The following is a 23,068-nucleotide window of genomic DNA, read 5'->3' as shown; positions in this document are numbered from 1 at the left end:
TATGAGAAGGATTTATACTAAAACAGGAGATAAAGGAATGACAGGCATCCACGGTGGAGAGCGTGTTCCGAAAGATGATATCCGCATTGAAGCCAATGGTTGCATTGATGAACTGAATACGGTGATAGGAATTGTCAGGTCGTTGCTTCCGGTGAAAGATGCATGGCAGGAATTACTCCATGATATACAACGTGAGTTGATGGTGGTGATGAGCCATGTTGCAACCCCTTCCGGCTTACGGGATGCAGATCCGGAGAGACCGGGTAGTGGCAATCCCAACGAACTTCATGCTGTGGAAATGACAGTGCAGTGCGAACAGGCTATGGACGCAATGATGCTTCAGCTTGAAGATAATGGCTATTTCCTGTTACCGGGTGGAACGCAAGTGTCGGCTCAATTACAGTTTGCCCGTGCCGTAGCTCGTCGTGCCGAACGCAGGCTTTGGACGCTGAATCGGGAAGATCCTGTACCGGAAGATATATTGCGTTTTATCAATCGACTTTCCGACCTGTTCTTTGTTATGGCCCGTATGGAAATGCAACGCCAGGGATGGGATGAGGAACGGTGGCAATCATTTGCTTATAAACGAAAACGATAATGTTTATTCTTGAATACCCATAAACTCAACAAGAAGTACACTACCACTTGTACCCACAGGGTTATCATTTCCGGACGGATATCTGCCATATCTCCTCCCATTGAATTCAGTTTGACGAAGGCAAGCACGGCAGGTGCTGCCGGAACTACGTAGTGTGCTGCCTGCCAATACCATGGCATCAGTTCAAGCGGGTAAGAGACGCCGGACAGGAAGATATAGCCTACGGAGAAGAAGGCGATCATCAGTAAAGGTGCTTCTGAGTCCGTGAAGTAACGTGATGCAGCCAGTCCGAAGAAACTCGTTCCTATCAGGAAGGGAATTATCATTGTGATAATGTCTCTGCCGTTTCCAATATTAGGGATACTGAAAAAATGGGGGAGTAAGCCTAATAAGAATAAGGCAAAGATGAAATAAAGCATAACGTAAACGAAGGTTCTTCCGGAAACATTATATAATGCTTGGCGCCAAGTAAGGTTTTTGTGCTTACCTACCACCTCCCCCTTCGGGTACTTACCCCTTCTTAACTCCCCCGTTAGTCGGGGGAGAACAACCTCCCGGGAGGAGGAGAATTGAGATTGCTTCGGGAAGATAGGGCGTCTGTTTCGTTCTGCCTCTTCTCCCGTCACCATTCCTATTACCATCAGTAATGTCTGAAAGATAATGATAATCATAACTGCCGGAATAAGATATGAACCATATCCTTCGGTATAATTATATAAGGCTGTACCCGACACATTGACAGGTGCGGATGAGGCTACTGCCAGTAATCCCTGTGGTGGCAAGAATACGGCACCCTCTGCACGGTGTGCATCGTTTACGGCAAGCATCACGCGGGAAGAAGCCTCTTGCAGATTCTTGAAATTCAGGAAAGCATCCGTTGCGGCATAAACACTAAAGACCGATTGCTCTCCACGGCCGACGCGGGCGTCGAAATCGGCAGGAAGATATAGAATACCGTCTACTTTGCTCTGCTTCAGCCACTCTTTTGCTTCAAGATAATTGGGTGTCAGTGCGTAGACTGAGGCCTGTGGAGTGGCATTGAGTAACCGGATATATTCGCGGCTGAGAGCCGAATGAGAATTGTCGACAACTGCAACCGGGGTTTTCCGTACAAGGTTGGGAGCATACATCAGGTTATAGAGAAGACCGTAAGCAAAGATTCCGCCTATTAATACCAGGAGGATTGCTGCATTGGTGCTGATGGCACGCCATTCCCTGAAAATGATAGTGGCTATTGAGGGGGAATATGCCGTACTGTGGATAGGGGCTGAATCTTCTTCTACTGTATCTTTCAAAATCCAGTGCCTCAATCTCGGCAGTATCAATAATGCCAGTAGTGGAAAAAGCAAAAGTATAGCTGCTGATTGCCAGTAATACCCGAAACCCGAATCGAAATAAATCATCGACTGTGAGATTTCAGTGAAGTGCCGGACGGGAAACAGATAGGATGCTGCGTGTACCGGAGGATACATACTTGTTACGGGGAAGGTGACACCCGAAAGAGTAGCGCCTAATGAACCGATCATGGATACGATACTGATAATGTATGCTATCCGTGGGAAGATGGAAAATATAAACACTGCGAGTGCTTGCGTGGCGATGATAAAGATCAGTGTCATGAGGTTCATCATCAGCAGGCTACCGTGGAAAGGAATGTGTACTACTCCATAAAGGATATAGTTTGCCAATATACCGATTACTGAGAAGATGAATGTATAAGGCAATAGTTTACCGATGACGGCAGTCAGAATATTCCCTCGTGCTGTGGTCAGCCATTCCTGTGCTGTATTGAACTTGATTTCGCTGCCAATGGCATATACTGTCATCAACAGAATAAGTATCTGGAACAGGACATAGAAAAAAGGTTGGCTCAGATAAACAGAATAATCCAGGTCGGGATTATACAGAGGATGCATACTGGCTTGTACAGGTAGGAGGAATGTGGTTATCTGTTCCTGGTTGAGTCCTAAAGATATAGCTTCCATGGCAATGGGAGAGAGAGCGACAGGTGCCAGCGCGGTTTCGAAAGCTGCCATCAACTCGCTACCCACGGAGAGGAGAGCATAATGGTAGTAGTAAGAAAGTGTGGCATCCATTCCTGTTGTAGCATGCTGTTCAAAGCCGGTAGGAATAGACAGGTAACCATATATTTCTTTGCGTTGCACGGCTTGCCGGGCGGCGGCTTCGTCGGTAAAATGCCGTGTGACGCTGAAAGTAGGTACGGCAGATATATTTCGTGCGATTTGCCGGGATGTGGCAGTATTGTCCTGATCGACGATGCCAATAGGAATGTTCTCCATTTGTCCGCTACCGAAAATGGTTGCCATGAAGAATAAGCAGAATAGGGGCAGTACGAGGCATACGCCGAGGTATAACCTGCGGGAGGTCATACGGCGAAGTTCGCGGTGGAGTACATTGTATAACGGACTTTTCATCATTCACACAGATTATCGGTTAATCATTAATAGTAAGCAGTACTGACATTCCCGGACGCAATCCTTCTACTGTTTGCGTGGGACGGGCATGTATTTCAAAGGTCTGCATATCATAGCTTCCCGTCTGTTTGGTTGATTTCCAGGTGGCGAAGCTACCCAGCGGACTGATATAATAAATACGGAATTCTACGTTCTTCCGGCCGATGGCAGGGACATCTGCGTGGAATATACCGTCCATCTTGAACAGTGGCATCAGGTCTTCGCGTACATTGAGTACAACATGAGCGTCATTCATAACGACAAGGTTCATGATAGGTGTGCCTGGTGCAACAAGCTCTCCACGCTTGGGAAATATAGTTGAAATCTGTCCCGCCTCCGGTGCTGTCAGACGTGCATCGACAAGGAGGGCGGATACTTCATCTACTGTACTGCGTGCAGCATCTACCATGCTGCGTGCCGATGCGCGGTCTTCGCTTTGTGCTCCGTCTACTGCCATTTGGTATTGTTCGTAAGCGGCGCGTTCGGCAGCTTGTGCGGCACGGTACATGGCCTCTACTTCGTCTTTCCGCTGGGAGGTGACGACACTGTCTTTATAAAGTGTCAGGATGCGCCCGTAAGTTGTTTGTGCCAGGGTCAGGTCACTCTTGGTTTTGTTCCAGAGCTGCTGGGCGGTGGCGATGATCTGTCGGCGTGTACCGGCGTCGATTTTCTTGTTCTGTTCCTGGGCTACTTGCTCGAGGGCATTTACTTGCCTGTATTTGGCTTCTATCGTCGGACTGTTGATGACGACAAGTGTATCGCCTGCCTTTACCCAGTCTCCTTCACGGACAAGAAATGAATCTACTCGTCCCGGTAATTTACCACTGATACGGATTTCCGTGGTTTCTATTTGTCCCTGAAGAACGAGGGGCTGATGACTCATAAGGACCATTCCCAGGATAGAGACAAGTATGGTGATTGCCAATATGATGACAAATGCGGTGCTGATGCTTTTTTTTGATAGTTCCATATTGTTATAAATTTATAGTTGACAAGGGGACAAGTTGACAAGGGGACGAGGGGCTACGCAATATATAGCTGCGCTATTATACCGCATGGTCCTTGTCCCCTTGTCAACTTCCCCCCTCGTCAACTCTTAATGAATATTTTCCGAATTGTTCCGGTGTACCACAGAGAGCCAGTAGATTCATGAGTGTTACATCGTATTCGTAATAAGCGGCCAGACGGGCTACTTTAACGGTAGCCAGCATGGTCTCGGCATCCACTACCTCGGTACTGGTTGCCATACCTTCTGCAAAGGATTTCTTGCGGATACGTACAAGTTCTTCACTCAGGGCAATGGTCGAGTTCAGTGCGCGTACGTTGTCCTGGGCTTTTTGTAATCCGGTGTACAGTTTATCTATACCTACTGAAAGGTCATCCTGTGCTTTATCTTTGCCCAATGCAAGAGTTTGCTCGGCAATTCGTGACTGGCGGATGCGTTTCTCACGTGCCAGCCCGTCGAAAAGATTCCAGGTAAAGCCTACGCCAACCATTGTACGCGGAACAAGGTTACTTTGTATGCCGTGGGCATATAGTGTTTGTTTACCGAAGAGGGCGATGTCCGGCAGATAACCGCTTTGGTCTATCCGTAGCTGCTGCTTGGCGATACTCTGCTGAATGGATAGCTGGTTCAGCATGGGGTTGCCGGCACGCATGGTTTGCACGAATTCTTCTTTGAGCGGAAGCGTGGAGTTGATGAACAGAGGGGAGGTAGGCTCAATCTTACAACTGTCTTCCAGATTGAGCAGGGTGCATAGGGCGCTTTCTACCACGGTGACTTCTTTCTGTGCTGCTTCCAGTGCCCTTTGTGCTTCGTCCATATTGACTTGGGCAAAGAGGCGTCCGGCTTTATCAATCATTCCGGCAGCTTCCAGTTTGAGAGCATTTTCGTAATGCTGCCTCAGACCATTATAGGTATCCTGGCGTACGGCTGCGACCTGGCGTGCAAGGCTGAGGCCATAATAACTTTCGGCAAGCAGGGTTCGTTGGGTAGCGTCAGTTTGAGCACGGTTTTCACGGGCGAGGTCAATCATCCGGTTTCCGATTTTGCTGGCTCGTACACGTTTACCACCGGAGAAGACGATCCACTCGGCCGTCAGACCCACGGTGGTGAGGTTGCGGGGGGCGAGGGGGAAGACGAGGGTATGGGCGCCTATCTGGTCCAGTATCCCGCTGATGAACTGGTCGTCGGGGATGATGTCATGTACAAAATCCTTTGCGGGGTCGGTGAATTGGGATAGAGGTTGCTTAACTTCTATCTTTTCGGACATATGGACGTAGGTACCGGCTCCCTGCAGGCTGGGATACCACAGAGCATTGAGCTTGTCCCGTTCTGTGCGGGCGGCTTCAATGCCTTTGTCGGCGATCTTGAGGCTTTGATTGCCTTTCTGCAACATTTGTAAAGCGTCGTCGTAGCTGAGGGAGAGGTTCGTTTGTGCCGACACAGATATGTTCGCTCCCAACAGAACGATAAATAAAATTTGTTTCATACGTCAAGTTGTTGGTTTAGGTTAGTTTATCTCAAACACTCTTCTTTTTCTATTGTTCAATTTAGCTGTCATTTTACTGAAAAATCATTTCTGTATGGGGAATTTGTACCGGCTATCCATTAAATTTTATAAATTTGCATCCTAAAAAATATTGCGGTGTGAAAAACGAGCGTTGGATTTTCTCTGGTCGGATATGATATGCTATACTGTTGGAGTACTGCTATCTGCCGCTATAGATTCAAGAAAAGTTATTTTGTTTCCGCTAAAAAAAAATATATGAAGAAACTTCATCCAGTTATGTTTGCCGGAACTGGCAGCGATGTAGGAAAAAGCATTATAGCCGCTGCCTTTTGCCGCATCTTCCGTCAGGATGGTTATCATCCGGCACCGTTTAAGGCACAAAATATGGCACTTAATTCCTATGCTACTCCTGAGGGGTTGGAAATAGGCCGTGCACAGGCTGTCCAAGCCGAAGCTGCGGGTGTACCCTGCCATACAGATATGAACCCGCTGTTGTTGAAACCCTCCTCTGACCATACCTCACAAGTGGTGCTCAATGGACGCCCTATCGGCAACCGCGATGCTTACGACTATTTCCGCGTTGAAGGGCGCGAAGAACTCCGTCGTGAAGTCTGCTCTGCCTATGACCGTCTCGCCACTCGTTATAATCCTATTGTATTGGAAGGTGCCGGAAGTATTTCAGAAATAAATCTCCGGGATACAGATTTGGTGAATCTGCCTATGGCTCTACATGCCGGAGCAGATGTAATCCTTGTAGGAGATATTGATCGAGGCGGAGTCTTTGCCAGTGTCTATGGCTCGTTGATGCTGCTTCGTCCTCATGAAAGGGAACGTATTAAAGGTATCCTTATCAATAAATTCCGTGGAGATATTCGTCTTTTCGAACCGGGAATCAAGATGCTCGAAGATCTTTGTGGCATACCCGTGGTAGGAGTGGTACCTTACTATCGCGATATTTATATTGAAGAAGAAGACTCCCTGGCTCTCGCCACGAAATCTGTACAGGCGGAACAAGGCAAAGTCAACATCGCCGTCATTCTCCTGCGGCATCTCAGTAACTTCACTGATTTTAATGTTCTCGAACGCGATCCGCGTGTTCATCTTTTTTATACTAATAATACCGATGAAATAGCTAAAGCTGACATCATTCTGTTGCCAGGTAGTAAAAGTACGCTTGCCGACTTGCATGAACTGCGCCGTAACGGTGTAGCACAAGCCGTCATCCGGGCACACCGTGAAGGTGCTACTGTCATGGGTATCTGCGGTGGTTATCAACTGATGGGGCAGGAAGTTTGCGACCCCGATCATGTAGAAGGAGAAATAGAGCGTTTGCCCGGGCTGGGGCTTCTGCCTGTCAGCACCCATATGACGGGAGAGAAAGTTACCCGACAAGTCCGGTTTCAATTGGCAATTGATAGCACTTCCAGTGCAGCCAATTGTCAATTGTCAACTGTCAATAGTCAATTGACCGGTTATGAAATTCACATGGGCACTACCATTCCTACCCATGATGCTCCGGTTTCCCCGCTGAATCTTTTGGAAGACGGTCGGACGGATGGTTATTATGTCAACCGTACTTGTATGGGAACCTATATCCATGGCATCCTCGACAACCCTGCGTTTATAGACTTCCTTCTCGAACCTTTTGCAGATAAGCTCGCTGATGCCGGAACGGCTTTTGATTATCAACAATTCAAAGAAGAACAATATGATAAACTCGCCGATCATGTGCGTCGTCACATTAATCTGCCGCTTATCTACCAAATACTGACCACTCATGATTGAAGGACACGGAGACGATTCATATAAATATCAACGCCCGATAGAGGTTAATTTTAGTTCCAATGTATATGGCCGTGTGGATTTGTCCGGCCTTCAGGAACATCTTTGCCATCGTATCAGTGGAATTTCTTCTTATCCCGAACCGGAGCCTTATACATTGGAAGGTCGTTTGGCAGAGAAACACCATCTTCCTTCCGCTTCCGTTTGTGTAACGAATGGTGCCACGGAAGCCATTTACCTGATAGCGCAAACATTTAGGGGTACTAATACCGCTATTTTTCAGCCTACATTTAGTGAGTATGCAGATGCTTGCCGTATGCATGGGCATCGGGTAACATCGATGTATAAACTTCCTACGGCTGAAGATAATTATCTCTTGCCACCTGACATCCGCATGTTTTGGCTTTGTAATCCTAACAATCCTACAGGTGCTGTAATAGAAAAAGAGTATCTGAAAGATTTAATAGAACATAATCCACAAGTTTGCTTTGTAATTGACCAGTCTTATGAGTTTTTTACTCTGCAACCTCTGTTTTCACCGGTTGAAGCTGCCTATTTTTCAAATGTCCTGTTGCTTCATTCTATGACGAAGCGTTACGCAGTTCCCGGTTTGCGTCTGGGTTATATAACTGCTCATGAAGGTTTGCTTAGCCGTTTGCGTACCCACCGCATGCCCTGGTCGGTAAATCAACTGGCTATTGAAGCCGGTCTTTATTTGCTTGAATATGACGTTCCTAATCCATTGAATATATCTGCTTATTTGCAGGAGACAGCTCGTTTACGCAATGCATTGGAACAGACAGGTGGTCTTGAGGTATGGACTACGGAAACTCATTTTATGTTGGTTCACCTTCGTTTTGGTAAAGCTTCCGCATTGAAGGATTATCTTGCTAATGAATATGGTATTCTCATTCGGGACGCTTCTAACTTTGAAGGTCTGGATGAACGCTTTTTCCGTATTGCTACTCAGACACCGGAGGAGAATGACCGCCTTGTACAGGCGGTAGGACAGTGGTTTGAAACTTATTAATAACAGTAATATCATTCTCATTCTCCTCCTCTCGGGAGGTTGTCCTCCCCCGACTAACGGGGGAGTTAAGAAGGGGTAAGTACCCGTAGGGGGAGGTGGTAGGACAATATAATGCATATGGAAGAAATTCTCATCATTCTGGGCACCGTTTTTACTCTTAGCTTGCCTTTACTCGCCGCCTGGCTGCTCGATCGCTGGCTTGGTGACCCTGCTTGGTTGCCCCATCCCGTCATCGCATTCGGAAAGATGATCTCATTTTCTGAACATCTGTTGAATAAAGGACAGAACCGAAAGTTGAAAGGTGCACTTGCTGCTATCGTTCTCGTTCTTGCTATCTATTTTGTTGCTTCCTACTTGTTTCGTTGGGTAGCATCATCTTCTCCGGGGGGATTTCTGACGTTGCAGATACTTGCCATCTTTTTCTGTTTGGCGGGCACTACACTTGTTCGTGAAGTCCGTATGGTATTCGAAGCTGTAGACCGTTCGTTAGAAGAAGGAAGAAAGCAGGTAGCCCGCATTGTCGGCCGTGATACTTCGGAACTTTCTGCCCAAGAAGTACGTACTGCTGCTCTTGAAACTCTTGCAGAGAATCTGAGTGACGGAGTGATCGCGCCTTTATTCTGGTATATGCTGTTGGGTGTCCCCGGTATGCTTGCCTATAAGATGGTGAATACCCTCGATTCTATGATTGGGTATCGTAACGAACGTTACCGGGACTTTGGTTGTTTTGCTGCCCGTTTGGATGATGTTGCTAATTACATACCTGCTCGTCTGACAGCTTTCCTTATGATACTTGCTTTTCCACGCGGTGGATTCTGGAATCTATTAAAATTTGTCGGTATGTATGGTAATCAGCACGCCAGCCCTAATTCCGGGTATCCTGAAGCTGCTCTTGCCGGCATTCTGAATTGCCGTTTCGGAGGCCCGCATAATTATTTTGGTGAGGAAGTATGGAAGCCTTATATTGGAAGTAATGGTCGCCTCCTGACTACAGAAGATATGAAAATTGCAGTTAGTGTCAATCGTCGTGCAGAAGGAATAATGATAATAATCCTGATAATAACGATTACTTTGGTCTCTTTTTTCATTTAGGTATTCACAATTTTTTGCTTTTCGGAAAATATTGAATATATTTGCCAACGTATGCGGTGAATGACAACACAAACACCACACAGCACGAAACAAACAAACTTCATGAGAAACTTACTGAAATATCTGCTTCTTCATATCGTATGCTTTGGGGGCTTTTTTTCTCTATCTGCAGGAGAGAATGCACCTCACGAGGATAAATACAATATACAGGATAAAATAATATACTCCTTTCATACCAGTATGGGATTCGATTATCTCACCAAAGAAGAGAGTGATATGATTCCTACAGACAGTATACTCGACTATCTGGAAGCAAGCAAACAATACAAAACTTATTTTGAGTTAGAGCGTGTTATTATTAAATCATTTCTCTTTCGGGGAGAAATCCGTTTTGCTATTGCACAAAGTGAACAGATGTATTCTAAGGCAAGTGTATGGTCCGATCATCTGGGGATGGCTCTTGCCCTAAATGCTATGGGGGAAGTTTATTCTTATACAGGACGTATAAAAGAAGCCGGTGACACTTATGCACAAGCTTTGGAACTGTTCGACCGGTTACATGGTGAAGATATACACATCCGTATGTTGTTGGTAGAATTAGTAGAATACAATTTACGTATCCGGAATTATGCTCAGGCTGCTCGCTTCATGACCCGTCTGAATCGTTATCCGGCGGAGAAGCTATCTGTACAGGAACAGGCAGTCCGTCATATCTTCAATGCCTATTGCCAACTACTGAACGGCTCAGTAAAAATAGCCCGCCAACATCTGGATGAAGTGGAACCGCTGCGTGAAGAACTGGTTCCTGGCATCCTGCAACATCTTTTGATAGCAGATGCCTTGTATTGGGAGAAAAAAGGTGAATATGAGAAAGCTCTGGAAGCTTATGATACATTCTTTCATACGGATTATGCTAAAATAAACAGCAGTCTGTATAAAGAAACGATGATGAATAAGGCGAATCTGCTTGTAAAGATGGGACGGAAAGAAGAAGCCTACGTACAGTATGGTGCAGTCTTTTCGTACATAAAATCATCTTTCGAGAAAAACTACCCTAAGGAAATCGACCAGTTGACTACCCATTTCCAGGCAGACCAGTTGACTTATCAAAATGAGCAAGACCGGTTGTTTTCATATCGCTTTTATCTGGGTGGCATTATTATCTGTACGCTTGCTTTGTTTCTTTTCCTTTATTTCAGTTGGGAAAAAATATTCCGTTTGAAGGAGTCGAAACGTTCACAGGAATGTATGATACAGAAGGCAGAACGGGCTATAAAAAAGAAAAATATGTTCCTCTCCAATATGAGCCATGAAGTGCGTACGCCACTTAATGCCATAGTAGGATTCTCCGCTGTATTGTCATCAGACGATGATTCTTTTGATGAAGATTCCCGCAAAGAATTCTGTGAAATCATCAAAGTCAATTCTTTCCAGTTATTGAAATTGATTAATGACATCCTTGATTTTTCTGATTTTGAAAATGATAATATCACATTCAACATACGTCCGTATGATGCAGTGAAGTTATGTAAAGAAGTGGTGGAAACAGTATCTGCTTCCCGCAAGCTTGAAGTGGAGTTACGCTTCGATACTGAACTTTCCGATTTAGTAATGGATACGGATGATGCCCGGCTGCGTCAGGTTTTGATTAACTTATTGGTGAATGCCACTAAATTTACCAAAGAAGGTTCCATTGTACTGAAGCTGGAAATGTCCGATCGTAATACAGCTTTCTTTTCCGTCACCGATACAGGATGTGGCATTCCGCTTGAAAAGCAGGATCTGATTTTTGAACGTTTTGAAAAGCTGAATGACTTTGCACAGGGAAGCGGCTTGGGACTTTCTATTTGTAAACTGATTGTTACTTACATGAAGGGACGGTTGTGGGTAGACTCTAACTATACACAAGGTGCACGTTTCTGCTTTACACATCCGTTGAAGTTTCAATCTAAAATGGAGGATACCGCTTTATGAAACATACTATAATCATATTGCTTTGTTTTTTGTATGGACATGCTTACACGTTGCAGGCGGAAGATGCCAATGCGCAGCAGTATCAGGATAGTATTCTGAAAGTGGCACAGGCTATGCCGAGTACGCCCGACAAACTTGAATATCTGCGTGATATCGTTTATAGGCACCAGTATGCACCTTATAATAAGCCTTTTTCTGTAGCTTTGTATCAAGAAGCTTGTGCGCAAAAGAATGTGTCTTATGAAAATCTGGGAGCTTATTACCTTGCTGCCTGCTATGATAAATTGCATGAACCGGATAGTTTGGCATACTGGGTGGATAAACTGAAAAGTTATGTTCCCGAAGTGGGCACTTATGACTATTATCTGGAACAGAAAGCTGCTATCAGTCGCGCATTAGCTTCGAAAAGGCAGATAGAAAAGGCCATATACGTGGCTAAAGAAACTTTGCAGGAATCCTTGAAACATCATTCCAATAATGGGGAAATTGCAGCTTATAATAGTCTGGGATGTGCTTATAATGTATCCAGTAGAAGTGATGAAGCTCTGAAGGTTCTCTTGAAAGCCTATCAGAATTTTACACCTCAAACTAAACCCTTCTTGCGCATTGATATTCTTTCACGCATTGCCCAGGTATATGGCAATGCAGGTCAGGATAGTTTGAAGCGTCCTTATCTGGCGCAGATGGATGAAACTTTGCAGGATATTGTCTCCTGCGAACCCGAAACACGTAAGAATTGGAGCAATTTGAGAATTGACTGCGAGGTAAAATATGTACTTCACTTTATGAATCGTAAAAAGATGGCCGAGGCGCAAGAACATATAGACAAAGCAAAAGCATTATTGGAAGATCATGTGGACCCTGTATTCTGGTTGAATGTCCAGCTTGTACAATTACAATATTATTCCCGCGCGAAAGACTATGATAAGAGTATTGCTTTGATTGATGAAGTAACACCTATAGTGTTAAATCATTATGTATCTACATTTGCCACACTCATTAATTATAAAGCATCTGCTCAGGTTAGCAAAGGTGATATCGACGGAGCTATTGAAACACGCTGTTATCTGATTGCAGCACAAGATTCACTGGACAATGCTTTCTCGGCCAACCAGCTGCAACAGGTGAAGGAGATTTATCATATTGATGATCTTTTGCTGGAAAAGCAGAAAATAAAAGATACCAATTATAAACGAGGCTTCTTATTCTTGATGACTCTATTGGTTTTGATGCTTCTATTTTATCTATATACGCGCTATCTGTCCCGGAAAATAGCCGTAGCGGAGAAAGTAACCGCAGATGCGGCGATGCAGGCAGAAGCGGACAATGTCACTAAAGATCGTCTGCAATCAGAGATTAGCCATGATATACGTACTCCGTTAAATGTAGTGGTAGGTTTTGCCGAGCTATTAACAGAGTCAAAAGAACTGGCTCCCGAAGCCAAAGTGGAATATGGCAAGATGATACAGGAGAATGCAGAAAATCTGCTGAAGTATGTCAATAGCATTCTGGAACTTTCCCGTTTGGAATCCGGTAAAACAAAATATAAACGTGAAGAATGTGAAGTCATGTCACTGTGTCGCAACGGAGTTGATTTTGCCAGACAGGTAGGGAACGGACGTTTGGCTATCCGATTAGATACGAATATCCAGAGTCAGATGATATGTACGGATGAAAACTGGTTCTCTACATTGCTTTCCAGTCTGCTGGTGCCTGCAGAGAACGATAAAAATTCGTATAACATTGTTGTTCGCATTCGTTATGATAAAGAAAAAGGTATCATAACCTTTAAAATAATCGGTACGCCTCTTGCCAAGTCACGCTTTGAAAATAAAACGACTTTGATTCGTCATGAAATCAATGCGCATTTTATCCATGCTTTCGGAGGCATTTACAAGGTACAGTCGGATACACATGAAGGACCGCTGGTCATCTTCACATGGCCGAAAACGGGTAATTAGATTTTCAGATGAATGATTCCTCCATAAGGTGTCAGGGCACTGAATGCCTCTTCCGGTTTGATGGTTCCTGCATAGAGTTGTGCACAAATCAGCACGCCACCATGTGCGAAGATGGCAACTTGTGCGTACTCTTTTTCTTTCAGCTCGTCTAGGAAACTGGCAACACGTTGATATTGCATGGCGAATGATTCTCCGTTTGTTGCAGGTACATTCATATAATCGGCATACCACTCTTTCAGTCTCGGATCACTTATTTCATCAAATTTCTGCATTTCCCAATCTCCGAAGTTTATTTCCATAAGTCGCTTATCACGTTCGGCATCGGGGTATCCACAATAGGTCGTGAGGCGTACACAACGGGATAAAGGACTGGTATATATATGATCGAAATCCCTGCCTTGCGGACGGTAAGCTTTCAGATTCTCAGAAGTAATGGCGGCTTCTTGTTCGAAACTGTCACGCAAAAGAACATCTGATTGTCCGTAACATACTCCGGGAGGGACGGCGACTGAAGTGTGTCTGATAAATGTAACTTCCATAGGATGATTATTTTAAATAAGCATTGATAAAGTCAGGATTACCGTACCTGATATGTGCATATAGCAAGATAGCAGCACCCAGATAGAATGATAGTTCACAAAGCAGGAATGCAGCTCCGCAGCAGTCTCCCGTATAACCTTGAAGACGACGTTTCATCAATCGGTACAGGAAGATAAATGTGAGAATCGGGCAAATTGTAACAGGCCAGAAATCTATCGGCAGGAATAATACGATGGGTAAAAGTCCACAGATGAACCCAGTCAGCAATTCTTGCCAGGTCATACGGTCGTACACAACTTTCGCCTTGCTGTCTTCCTCTTTTCGTGCATAAGGCAAATAGTTGATAATTTGAGATGCACAGAATTTAGACCAGCAATCGCCGCAAATGACAAGAGCGCAGATTAACTTTAACGGTAGATTTTCCAAGAGTAGAAACAATAATAGGAAATAACCTATCAATCCTATGACTCCATAGCTTCCTATCTGAGAGTCTTTCATGATGGCAAGTGTGCGCTCTTTGGTTGTTCCTCCACCGAAGCCGTCGAAAAAGTCGGCCAGTCCATCTTCGTGCAGGCAACCAGTGATGAGCAGACGAGATAGGATAGCAAGCAGCCATGCGATAGATACGGGCAGCACCTGAGCAGTCACCCATAGAACACCGACCATGATACCGCCCGTCAACCATCCGGCCAATGGCCAGTAGGGAACGATGCGCTTGAAATACTTTGCCGGGACTTCTTTGATCCTCCAGAAAGGGAGGCGCGTGAAAAATATGAGTGCTGCGAGGATTTTCATATCGTTAAAAATACTTTGTTATGGATGCATGTGCAAAGTTATCCATTTCATTAATCATCCGGATGGCGGATTCTACAATAGGATAGGCGCAAATAGCACCTGTTCCTTCGCCCAGACGCAATCCAAGATTCAGCAGCGGTTTTACTTCCATGTTGTCGAGCAACAATTTATGTCCGGTTTCATCTCCACAATGACCAAAGATGGCGTAATTCATAACCTCGGGATACAGTTTGGCAGCAGCCAGAATGCAGTTCGTCATGATGAAACCATCTACCAGGATAATCATGCCTAATTCGGCTGCCTGTAGCATGGCACCTACTGCCATAACCATTTCCAGTCCACCGAAGTAACGGATGATATCACGCGGTGATCCGTCTCCTTTATAATGATCTAACGATTGTTTCAGCACTTCGTATTTATGGCGAATGCCGGCATTATCCAGTCCGCTACCTGCTCCTACACATTGTTCTAAAGGTATTCCGGTGAAACAGGTCATCCACATGGACGAAGAAGAGGTATTCCCTATACCCATTTCTCCAAAACTGAGCACATTACTTCCTTCTTCATGGCAGCGGCGTACCACTTCTGCACCGCGTTCCAGGCAAAGCTCCATTTCTTCTTCCGTCATGGCTGCCTCATGCAGATAGTTTCGCGTACTTTTCCGTACTTTCATATTGATAATACCCTTGTCGTATGGTAAATCATAATCTACACCGGCATCTACTATTTTCAGGGTAAATCCATGTTGGCGGCATAGGAAGTTCACTCCTGCACCTCCATGTAGGAAATTACTGATCTGTTGCCAGGTAATTTCTTTTGGGGAAAGGCTGACCTTTTCTTCTACTATGCCATGATCGGCAGCAAAAATAATATTTTGCGGATGTTGCAGGGTGGGAGACAGCGTCTGTTGTATCCAGCCTATCTGTAAGGCCAACTCTTCAAGAGTACCCAATGAACCTTTCGGTTTAGTTAAATTATTGATTTTATCAATCAATGCCGGGCGGATACTCTCGTCCGGTCGTACGATTTTAAATGTTTTCATCTGTTTATCGTTTTATCACTCTATCACTTTACTACTCTATTGCTCTCTCATTTCACCTTCACCTCTATCCCTGATACCATCAGCCATACTTCATCCGCATGCTCGGCAATGTATTGGTTCATCCATCCTTGCATATCTGTAAATTTGCGCTGGATTTCATTATCCGAAGTAGCTCCCATGCCAATTTCATTGGTGACAAAGATAAAGGTGGCATCTTGCTTTGTAAAGCGATCGAATTCTTCCTTGGCAGCTTCCAGGGCACTGTCAGTATCTGCATTCACATCAAAAAAGAAGTTTGTACACCATAGGGTTACGCAGTCTATCAGTACAGTTCGCCCGGATAATTGATGACGGCTTAGCTGTTTTTCTTCTTCGATATTTGTCCATTCCGGTCCACGTCTTTGCTGATGGCGGATGACGCGTTGCCGGAACTCTTCATCCCAGATGCGTGCAGTAGCAAGGTAAACGGGGTTAGGAGAGAGGCTTAGTGCCAATTTTTCCGCATGGCTACTTTTACCGGAACGTGCTCCTCCGGTGATAAGTATGATTCGTTTCATGGATTTTTCACTTTTGTGGCTGTAAAAGTACATTTTTATTTTTGAATATAAAAAAACTTCTTTTACCTTTGCATCGTCTTTTAAAGAAAGCAATGCGGCAGTAGCTCAGTTGGTAGAGCATCAGCTTCCCAAGCTGAGGGTCGCGAGTTCGAGCCTCGTTTGCCGCTCTTTTGAAAATGAGGGAGTTACGGTGATGTAACTCCCTCATTTTATATATAATTCTTGTTTGCTTTTATGTAATAAAGTACACTTGAGGACAATAAACTCCCCCATTTTGGGTCAAATCTGGGGGCAATTTTTGCAATGCAAAAAATATTATGACAATCGTTAAATATTACTTGGATATTTCTATTTATAATGCCCATATGCAGATAATACAAGCACTACTACTATATCGTCTTTGATACGATAAACAAGCCGGTGTTCATCATTTATTCTTCGTGACCAGGTTTCCTCTTTGTAATGTTTCAGCATTTCAACCTGCCCGGTACCAGTAGAAGGATGTTGCTTCAATTCCAGAAGAAGTTTCTCAAGTTTCTTTAATAATGGCTTATTACCACTTTTCTTATGTTTCTGAATATCATTCAGTGCCTCTTGGGTAAACTCCAGTTCATATTCGATCATAAATCAAGCAATTTTTTAAGATCATCATTAGTTGATACTCTTAATACCTTACCTTCTTTAGCTTGCTGAATAGAGCGATCTATCTTTTCGTAGAACTCTTCCTCTGTCATACAAACATCACTACTTGTCACGGGAACAAGCTTATAAGAACGATCCTTGCCTCTTTGAACAATTACCTGTTCTCCATTATCAACCGAATCGAAATATTTCTTTTGGTTATCTCTGAATTCTCTGCTACTTACTATTAACATGATTGCATTGGTTTTAATTGATACAAAGATAGTGAAATTTTCTATGTGTACAAAAATGGTACATTGAATTATTGATATTTAAATAATGAGAAAGAGTTATCGCATGCTCCAAATAGACTTTATATAGTGAATTTGTTTTTGCAACATGATAGTAGATAAGGATATTTGTGATACCTTGTAACATTTGTTACAAATTCTATCTTAGAATAGCACTAAATTTGCATTAATCAATTTAAAAAAATAAATGAGATATGAAAACTAATACAACATTTGCGTATGCAACAGTATTTAATATCGCTGGAGAGGTAGACTATGCCAGTGGTGGAATAGTTAGTAAACAGATTATTAAAAATCAGGCAGGAAATGTAACTCTATTCTCTTTTGATAAAGAACAGGGGTTAAGTGAACATACAGCACCTTTTGATGCTCTGGTACAAATTCTTGATGGGGAAGTTGAAATACATGTCGGAGGTATCCCTCACAGACTGAAGGCAGGTGAGATAATCATTATGCCGGCTAATGTCCCCCACGCATTACATGCAGTTGAACGTTTCAAGATGTTATTAACTATGATAAAAGGAGAAAATAATGAGTGAATTGGTCAATAGTTCAAAAGAAAAGACTTACTCAACACCTGATCCTTTAATTGTATAATGATGCAGCGCCTGAACAAGTGAAAGAAGGCTTGAAGGAACTTTTTTATAGGCACTACCCACAATTCTATGTAAATAGTGGATAGTGCCTTAACTAAATTTAGCTAGCTCTTCTGCATTTGTTGCTGGAATGTTATTTCAATAAATTCTGCAGGGCGGGAGATTGCTACTAATACTGTAACACGCATTATACCTTCCAATACATCTTCCGGTGTCATCGTGTCACCCAATCCGACATGTACACTGAATGCATCTTCGGGAGTGGCTCCTGCCAGACCGCCTCTTTTCCATACTCCACGCAGGAAGTTCTCAATCATATATTTAATATTCAACCAGGTATTTGCATCATTAGGTTCGAATATATAGGCATGAGCTGCATTTTTGACGGATTCTTCCAGGAAAATCATGGTACGACGCACGTTGATATATCTCCAATCCAGTGAATTGCTATCCAATGTACGGGCGCCCCAGACTTTTATGCCTTCGCCGATAAAGGAACGTATTGCATTAATTGCCTTGCCATTTGCAGGTACATTTAGATCCTCTTGTTCCCTGTTATTGATGTTTATCTCCGGTCTGTTAACGTAATTGACTGAAACATTTGCAGGTGCTTTCCATACACCGCGCGTATTATCTACCATGGTGTAGATACCTGCCATGGCTGCGGAAGGTGGCAGTAAATTCAGGGATGCTTTCACAGTCTTTATCATTGACTGATATATGCTCCAGTTTTGCAATAAAACTTGATGAAATTCATTCTTTTTATTATCCGGCGTTTCTTGGCTCTTTATGATTTCATCAATTGTTGCATTTGCATAATTCAAAATGTCGGAATCTTTGGGAAAGAATGCCTTGAAATCAAGCTCACTGTCAGCAGACCAAGAAAACATATCGGCTGTAATATCTTTATCTCCCAGTATTGTTGTCTCAAGCCATGGATAGTAGGCTGCTCCATATGACAGGCCATTGTTGCCGATATTGGTCTGGAACTCTTCTACTTGCTCCATCATAGTCTGATTCTCCGAACTTTTGGCTTGAACATCAAGAATAGCAAAACGATTCTGCATTTTACTGCAATGATTCAGAACCATCATTTGAATATTTGCACAATCCGGAGAATACACTGCTTCGGGGATCACAACCATTGTTATTTCCCGCTCTTTTTCAAGAGCGTTGATCGCATTGCTCATCATATTCTTGTTCAGCAGTTGGTTGTCTTTATAGTTTCCTGCTGAAAGAACATAGCAAGTACCGCCTCCATTAGCAAAGAACATCAACATCTGATAGTAGAGAGTGAAGTGTTTCTTTCTCTGAGCTGTAAATACATACTTTGTGGTTGTCGCGTCAGTTTCGGTATACTCTTCCTCGTACGTAAACAGGCTGTTTGCAATAGTGCTATTCGACTTTTTAATACTTAGGATAAACTTTTCTTCGGGACCTTGACCGAAATAGTTTATATATTCCGCCATAGAGGAAATTTTCCATGGTTTACCTTTTAAGTCTTCCTTTCCATTTGAAGCCTTTTCAGTGATGCCTATAAAAACAGGAATTGAAGTGGGAACCTCTACTACTGAATTCGGAAAGGCATTTTTTTCAACGATGTATACACCGGGAGTTTTCATGTTTGCCATAAATCTATTTTTTATTAAGATTTGATGTAAGAAACTTACTTCATTATACAAAGAAAGCTTTTTTAATTAATCTATCCAAATCTCTTAATATTGCTATTTTACAAAAGATTGATAGCTGACAATTCTTTTGACAAAGATTGAATTCCTTTTTGAATCTTCTCCAACTGTTGTTTACGAGGTTTATGAACTCCTGTTGCATAATGCCACAACTGACGTTCATTTATTCCTGTATTACGGCTCAAAGCAGCCTTGGTAAAGATGCTGCTGTAATAGTTGATAAAAGTTGCAGCATCTATTTTGAACTTTAATTCAAACTCTCCAGATAGTAATTCGCAAGGATTAGAATTATCTTCCAGATACAATTCGATTGCTTCCTTTATATTTTCTTCTATTTCTCTCATATCATTGCCCACTGTAATAACTGGAGCTCCTTCGATATAAGCACTCAAATTCTTTCCTGCATGCTCTACAATCACTTCTACTGTCTTCATATTAACCTCCTATGTTTGCAATAACCACTTTATCATCTTTTTCAAACTTCATGTGACTACCTCTCTGACTCTTTGGGACAAAACCATTTTCTTGCAACATAGTTACAACGTCTTTAACTGATACCAAGGGACTGATAAGGTCGCAAAGTTTCCTGTCGCATAACAAAATATTAATCTATTTCTTCACATTCAAAGGTTGTGTAATTGATTCTAAGAGTATGATTATATTCTTCGTTATTTTTCATTTTTACATTTATGTCTACAATGACGTCTGGTTCTTGAACTTTTGCACTAATAATTTCGTATTGGAAATCTTTTTTGTATTTTTGATACATGAACTCATATAAAACGGACGTGTTGTTCCCTTTTTGAAAATTGCCAATAAGAAAATTTGTTGACTGAAATGTTACATAGCCAATATTACTGATTGGAATATAAGTATTATAAAAGACTATATCATCTTTATGCTCAAATTCTGATTCGTCACCAGTTGAACTTACCCAATATGTTTTACGAGAATCTTTGGATACTAAAATTACATCATTTGTCCATGAATAAATACTAGCGTTCTCGTCATACGTTATTTGTTTTACAAGTTTTCCATCTGGGGTGTATATATAAATATATGTGTATCTTACAACTTGGGCTGTTGTGTTGGTGCTCGGCATAAAGTGTAAAGCGTAGTTTTTCCTAAACAATGCTATACTCGGTCTTCTTTTATATTCTAATTCAGTTTTTTCACCATAACTCTCAGTGATTACATTTGCAGGATACTGAATTTCATTTTTCCATATCATAGTGCCATCTTCGGAAAACTTATAGGCATAATTATCTGTAGTGTATGGGATATAATAGGTTCCATCGTAATAAACAGTTCTCTGTTTTGAACTATCATCTATATCATCAAAATCGAATTCATCACTGTCCGAACAGGCGGAAAATAGTATTATAGGCAGTATTTCCATTAAAAACAAAATCTTTTTCATGTGCATTAATTATTTAGTTTATTATCATAAGTTACCCATGTGGGATTTAATATTAGTTTTTACTAAAGAGGACTTAATATTATTAGGTAAGTTGATATAGAAAATAAATTTACCCCAAATTGTTGTACTGGTGTTTATGTAAATAGTATTTTATTATCAAGCCTTCAATGGCACAAAGAAACGAAAAATATTTGATATTTTAAATAGTATAAACATATTAAATTATATGATTATAAATATGGACCAAAAAGAATTAATTGTTAAGTATGTAAGAAAGATTTGGAGCGCTTATATGGGAACGCAATTGTTTGATATACGAAAAATAGGGCGTATTTAGAACTGAGAGAATGATTATATTAATTATTGTTTTAAAATATTGTGTTAAAGTTGCAAATGAAAGAGGTTTTGTATGAGAAAAAAACTACTTTTGATACAAAAAATAAAATATTATGGAACAAGAACATTTTTGCATATCGGAAGAAGAGTTAACTCGTTTAAAGGGGCTATATCCTAATATGGGAAAAAACAGTGATGTCGGTAAATTTGCTGTTGAGGTAGCAAAAGCTTATTTAAAGCAAAAATTTAGAAATATAGATTTTTCATCAAGTAAATATGTCGATTTGTGTGCTGAAATAGGTGATCAAATATATGAGTATGAGATAAAAGGCACTACTGACAGCGAGATAGCATGGAACAAATTGAAAGTGTCCAGTAAGAACTGCTATAACAAACTTGTGAATGGTATGCCTTTGCTTAGAATTACCAATATAGGAAAACAAGATATGATTATCTATACGCTAATATTTGGCGAAGATTTTGATTTGCAACCAGAAGATAGGTGGGCTGTTTTTCCAATAAAAAAGCCTACTGATGAAAAATATACAACCAAAAATCCATCAATAAATGAAGTGCGAGACTATATAAAAAAACGTCTTGAATGTGCTAAAGAAATGGGATTTAAAGAATTAATATTGCAGTCTGGTGATATTCATTCTGATTTAAGGATGTATCAGGCTTTGCCTACTGTTTGTAATGCTATGAAAACTTTAGGCGATCGGTATCCCTATGAAATAATTAGCCAACCTTTAAAAGGGCTTGGTGCAAGATTATTTGTAAAGTATAAACTGTAGAATCTACAAAATATTTATATAGCTATTTAGGTATACAATTTAGATAGGGAAGATTGTTTCTGTGAGATCTTGCCGCATAAAAAATGAAGGCGGATTATTCCACCTTCATAATGCGTATATTCTTTGATTTTCAACAAGCCTAAAGCCCCCGATACTGTCCTTTCGCATCGAAGCACGGACACGCCTTGTGTATGGAATTACTAAGCTGATAATGTCCCAATATGCTAGCTTGCGGATAATCTGTTTTCAGTTGTCGCAGTAAATCGAGTAGGGAACATTTCTGGGCATACGTCCTTGTATCTGCCGGTCGGCCGCGTTCATCCAGTCCGCCTTCGTAGCAGATGCCGATGCTCTTGTCATTCCATCCTGTAGCATGTGCTCCGATCTGGTGAACCGGACGACAGATGTGCACTTCACCGTCACGTGTGATGTAGAAATGATATCCGATGCTTGCAAAGCCCCTTGCCAAATGACATCTTCGAAGAGCTTCTACGGAGAAATTCTTGTCACAGCGTGTTGCTGAACAATGAACTACCAGGAGTTTTACCTCCCGATAGTTCTGATAAAAACTTCCTGCTCTCATAGTCTATTTCATGCAGGAATTCAGTCCGAATACGCCTGCCAGGGCAGATGCTACGGCGATTACTACTTTGATGATCACACTCCAGGTTGAACTTGATTTTTTCTCCATGTGACAGTAATTTAGTGATTAGTAATTAGCAATAGCGCAGCCTTTCATTATTAATTTCTAAAGGCTGCGCCTTTAGACCCTATCCCAGCGGATCGTCCTCTATGCCTCCGTCTCCTCCTGAATTTCCACCTCCACCGGCGTTTCCGCCATCGCCTCCTCCCGGTGCGGGTGTTTTGGAAATATCCACGGTGGTCTGTCCTGCCTTTTGTGCCTTGAGCACGGCGCGTGTGGCAGCGCGGGTAGGGACCGGTGA

23 protein-coding genes, 1 tRNA gene and 1 pseudogene are annotated in these 23,068 nt (G+C 42.4%); 9 read left to right on the top strand and 16 right to left on the bottom strand.

Annotated elements, in window-relative coordinates:
* Nucleotide 1 precedes the first annotated feature (1 nt).
* The gene (locus DWW10_RS24600) at nucleotides 2-598 is read left to right on the top strand and encodes a cob(I)yrinic acid a,c-diamide adenosyltransferase (RefSeq protein WP_118223915.1); all 597 of its coding nucleotides are present in this window, start codon (nucleotides 2-4) and stop codon (nucleotides 596-598) included.
* Here the strand turns inward: DWW10_RS24600 and DWW10_RS24595 are convergent.
* From DWW10_RS24595 to DWW10_RS24585, 3 genes are all read right to left on the bottom strand, one after another.
* Nucleotides 580-3,033, bottom strand: a complete 2,454-nt coding sequence (locus DWW10_RS24595) for an ABC transporter permease (RefSeq protein ID WP_022393843.1) — start codon at nucleotides 3,031-3,033, stop codon at nucleotides 580-582. The two genes, DWW10_RS24600 and DWW10_RS24595, sit on opposite strands and share 19 nt — an antisense overlap.
* Nucleotides 3,034-3,052: 19 nt before the next feature.
* Nucleotides 3,053-4,042: an HlyD family secretion protein gene (locus tag DWW10_RS24590; protein WP_022393844.1), complete on the bottom strand. Its 990-nt coding sequence runs from the start codon at nucleotides 4,040-4,042 to the stop codon at nucleotides 3,053-3,055.
* A gap of 103 nt (nucleotides 4,043-4,145) precedes the next feature.
* A complete protein-coding gene (locus tag DWW10_RS24585) occupies nucleotides 4,146-5,564 on the bottom strand; it encodes a TolC family protein (RefSeq protein ID WP_022393845.1) in 1,419 nt (472 codons plus the stop codon).
* A gap of 276 nt (nucleotides 5,565-5,840) precedes the next feature.
* Here DWW10_RS24585 and DWW10_RS24575 point away from each other — a divergent pair, with 276 nt between their 5' ends.
* The 5 genes from DWW10_RS24575 to DWW10_RS24555 all read left to right on the top strand — a co-directional run bounded on the left by DWW10_RS24575 (nucleotide 5,841) and on the right by DWW10_RS24555 (nucleotide 13,424).
* Nucleotides 5,841-7,370: a cobyric acid synthase gene (locus tag DWW10_RS24575; protein ID WP_118422405.1), complete on the top strand. Its 1,530-nt coding sequence runs from the start codon at nucleotides 5,841-5,843 to the stop codon at nucleotides 7,368-7,370.
* The gene (locus DWW10_RS24570) at nucleotides 7,363-8,397 is read left to right on the top strand and encodes a threonine-phosphate decarboxylase (RefSeq protein WP_022393847.1); all 1,035 of its coding nucleotides are present in this window, start codon (nucleotides 7,363-7,365) and stop codon (nucleotides 8,395-8,397) included. Before DWW10_RS24575 ends, DWW10_RS24570 begins: the two co-directional genes overlap by 8 nt.
* 117 nt (nucleotides 8,398-8,514) lie before the next feature.
* A complete protein-coding gene (cbiB, locus tag DWW10_RS24565) occupies nucleotides 8,515-9,489 on the top strand; it encodes an adenosylcobinamide-phosphate synthase CbiB (RefSeq protein WP_022393848.1) in 975 nt (324 codons plus the stop codon).
* 102 nt (nucleotides 9,490-9,591) lie between these two features.
* Nucleotides 9,592-11,463 (top strand): sensor histidine kinase, encoded by a 1,872-nt coding sequence (locus DWW10_RS24560; protein WP_022393849.1) that lies wholly within the window; start codon nucleotides 9,592-9,594, stop codon nucleotides 11,461-11,463.
* Nucleotides 11,460-13,424: an ATP-binding protein gene (locus tag DWW10_RS24555; protein WP_022393850.1), complete on the top strand. Its 1,965-nt coding sequence runs from the start codon at nucleotides 11,460-11,462 to the stop codon at nucleotides 13,422-13,424. Before DWW10_RS24560 ends, DWW10_RS24555 begins: the two co-directional genes overlap by 4 nt.
* Here the strand turns inward: DWW10_RS24555 and cobC are convergent.
* Genes cobC through cobU form a run of 4 tightly spaced genes read right to left on the bottom strand, consistent with a single transcriptional unit; the run spans nucleotide 13,421 to nucleotide 16,358 of the window.
* On the bottom strand, nucleotides 13,421-13,963 hold the full coding sequence (gene cobC / locus DWW10_RS24550; RefSeq protein ID WP_022393851.1) for an alpha-ribazole phosphatase: 543 nt from the start codon (nucleotides 13,961-13,963) through the stop codon (nucleotides 13,421-13,423). The genes DWW10_RS24555 and cobC overlap by 4 nt on opposite strands.
* A gap of 7 nt (nucleotides 13,964-13,970) precedes the next feature.
* The gene (cobS, locus tag DWW10_RS24545; RefSeq protein WP_022393852.1) at nucleotides 13,971-14,759 is read right to left on the bottom strand and encodes an adenosylcobinamide-GDP ribazoletransferase; all 789 of its coding nucleotides are present in this window, start codon (nucleotides 14,757-14,759) and stop codon (nucleotides 13,971-13,973) included.
* 4 nt (nucleotides 14,760-14,763) lie between these two features.
* Nucleotides 14,764-15,801 carry a nicotinate-nucleotide--dimethylbenzimidazole phosphoribosyltransferase gene (cobT, locus tag DWW10_RS24540; RefSeq protein ID WP_022393853.1) on the bottom strand — a complete coding sequence of 346 codons (1,038 nt, stop codon included), beginning with the start codon at nucleotides 15,799-15,801 and terminating at the stop codon, nucleotides 14,764-14,766.
* A 47-nt stretch (nucleotides 15,802-15,848) separates the two neighbouring features.
* On the bottom strand, nucleotides 15,849-16,358 hold the full coding sequence (cobU, locus tag DWW10_RS24535) for a bifunctional adenosylcobinamide kinase/adenosylcobinamide-phosphate guanylyltransferase (RefSeq protein WP_117707440.1): 510 nt from the start codon (nucleotides 16,356-16,358) through the stop codon (nucleotides 15,849-15,851).
* A 94-nt stretch (nucleotides 16,359-16,452) separates the two neighbouring features.
* Here cobU and DWW10_RS24530 point away from each other — a divergent pair.
* A tRNA-Gly gene (locus DWW10_RS24530) sits at nucleotides 16,453-16,525 on the top strand.
* 181 nt (nucleotides 16,526-16,706) lie between these two features.
* Here DWW10_RS24530 and DWW10_RS24525 read toward each other — a convergent pair.
* Nucleotides 16,707-16,982 carry a Txe/YoeB family addiction module toxin gene (locus DWW10_RS24525; RefSeq protein ID WP_022393854.1) on the bottom strand — a complete coding sequence of 92 codons (276 nt, stop codon included), beginning with the start codon at nucleotides 16,980-16,982 and terminating at the stop codon, nucleotides 16,707-16,709.
* The gene (locus DWW10_RS24520; RefSeq protein ID WP_022393855.1) at nucleotides 16,979-17,233 is read right to left on the bottom strand and encodes a hypothetical protein; all 255 of its coding nucleotides are present in this window, start codon (nucleotides 17,231-17,233) and stop codon (nucleotides 16,979-16,981) included. Before DWW10_RS24520 ends, DWW10_RS24525 begins: the two co-directional genes overlap by 4 nt.
* Before the next feature lie 251 nt (nucleotides 17,234-17,484).
* Between DWW10_RS24520 and DWW10_RS24515 the strand changes: the two genes are divergently transcribed.
* On the top strand, nucleotides 17,485-17,829 hold the full coding sequence (locus DWW10_RS24515; protein WP_007662970.1) for a cupin domain-containing protein: 345 nt from the start codon (nucleotides 17,485-17,487) through the stop codon (nucleotides 17,827-17,829).
* Between the two features lie 161 nt (nucleotides 17,830-17,990).
* Here DWW10_RS24515 and DWW10_RS24510 read toward each other — a convergent pair whose 3' ends face one another.
* The 4 genes from DWW10_RS24510 to DWW10_RS24495 all read right to left on the bottom strand — a co-directional run bounded on the left by DWW10_RS24510 (nucleotide 17,991) and on the right by DWW10_RS24495 (nucleotide 20,994).
* Complete coding sequence (locus DWW10_RS24510; RefSeq protein ID WP_022393856.1) at nucleotides 17,991-19,517, bottom strand: phage tail sheath family protein; 1,527 nt, start codon at nucleotides 19,515-19,517, stop codon at nucleotides 17,991-17,993.
* A gap of 98 nt (nucleotides 19,518-19,615) precedes the next feature.
* Nucleotides 19,616-20,008: a type II toxin-antitoxin system HicB family antitoxin gene (locus DWW10_RS24505; protein WP_022393857.1), complete on the bottom strand. Its 393-nt coding sequence runs from the start codon at nucleotides 20,006-20,008 to the stop codon at nucleotides 19,616-19,618.
* A 1-nt stretch (nucleotide 20,009) separates the two neighbouring features.
* A complete protein-coding gene (locus DWW10_RS24500; RefSeq protein ID WP_259320535.1) occupies nucleotides 20,010-20,135 on the bottom strand; it encodes a type II toxin-antitoxin system HicA family toxin in 126 nt (41 codons plus the stop codon).
* A gap of 43 nt (nucleotides 20,136-20,178) precedes the next feature.
* Nucleotides 20,179-20,994 carry a hypothetical protein gene (locus DWW10_RS24495; protein ID WP_022393859.1) on the bottom strand — a complete coding sequence of 272 codons (816 nt, stop codon included), beginning with the start codon at nucleotides 20,992-20,994 and terminating at the stop codon, nucleotides 20,179-20,181.
* Between the two features lie 449 nt (nucleotides 20,995-21,443).
* Between DWW10_RS24495 and DWW10_RS24490 the strand changes: the two genes are divergently transcribed.
* Nucleotides 21,444-22,124, top strand: coding sequence for a hypothetical protein (locus tag DWW10_RS24490; protein WP_022393862.1), 681 nt, complete (start codon nucleotides 21,444-21,446; stop codon nucleotides 22,122-22,124).
* Nucleotides 22,125-22,263: 139 nt separating this feature from the next.
* Here DWW10_RS24490 and DWW10_RS24485 read toward each other — a convergent pair whose 3' ends face one another.
* The 3 genes and pseudogenes from DWW10_RS24485 to DWW10_RS26555 all read right to left on the bottom strand — a co-directional run.
* A complete protein-coding gene (locus tag DWW10_RS24485; protein WP_118223930.1) occupies nucleotides 22,264-22,707 on the bottom strand; it encodes an N-acetylmuramoyl-L-alanine amidase in 444 nt (147 codons plus the stop codon).
* Between the two features lie 3 nt (nucleotides 22,708-22,710).
* Nucleotides 22,711-22,815, bottom strand: a complete 105-nt coding sequence (locus DWW10_RS26185; RefSeq protein WP_156148567.1) for a smalltalk protein — start codon at nucleotides 22,813-22,815, stop codon at nucleotides 22,711-22,713.
* 79 nt (nucleotides 22,816-22,894) lie between these two features.
* Nucleotides 22,895-23,068 (bottom strand): annotated as a pseudogene (locus DWW10_RS26555) (HU family DNA-binding protein); the annotation flags it as partial.

Source organism: Bacteroides intestinalis (genome assembly GCF_003464595.1).
Taxonomy (GTDB): Bacteria; Bacteroidota; Bacteroidia; order Bacteroidales; family Bacteroidaceae; genus Bacteroides; species Bacteroides intestinalis_A.
This window is presented reverse-complemented; position numbering and strand designations above follow the sequence as displayed.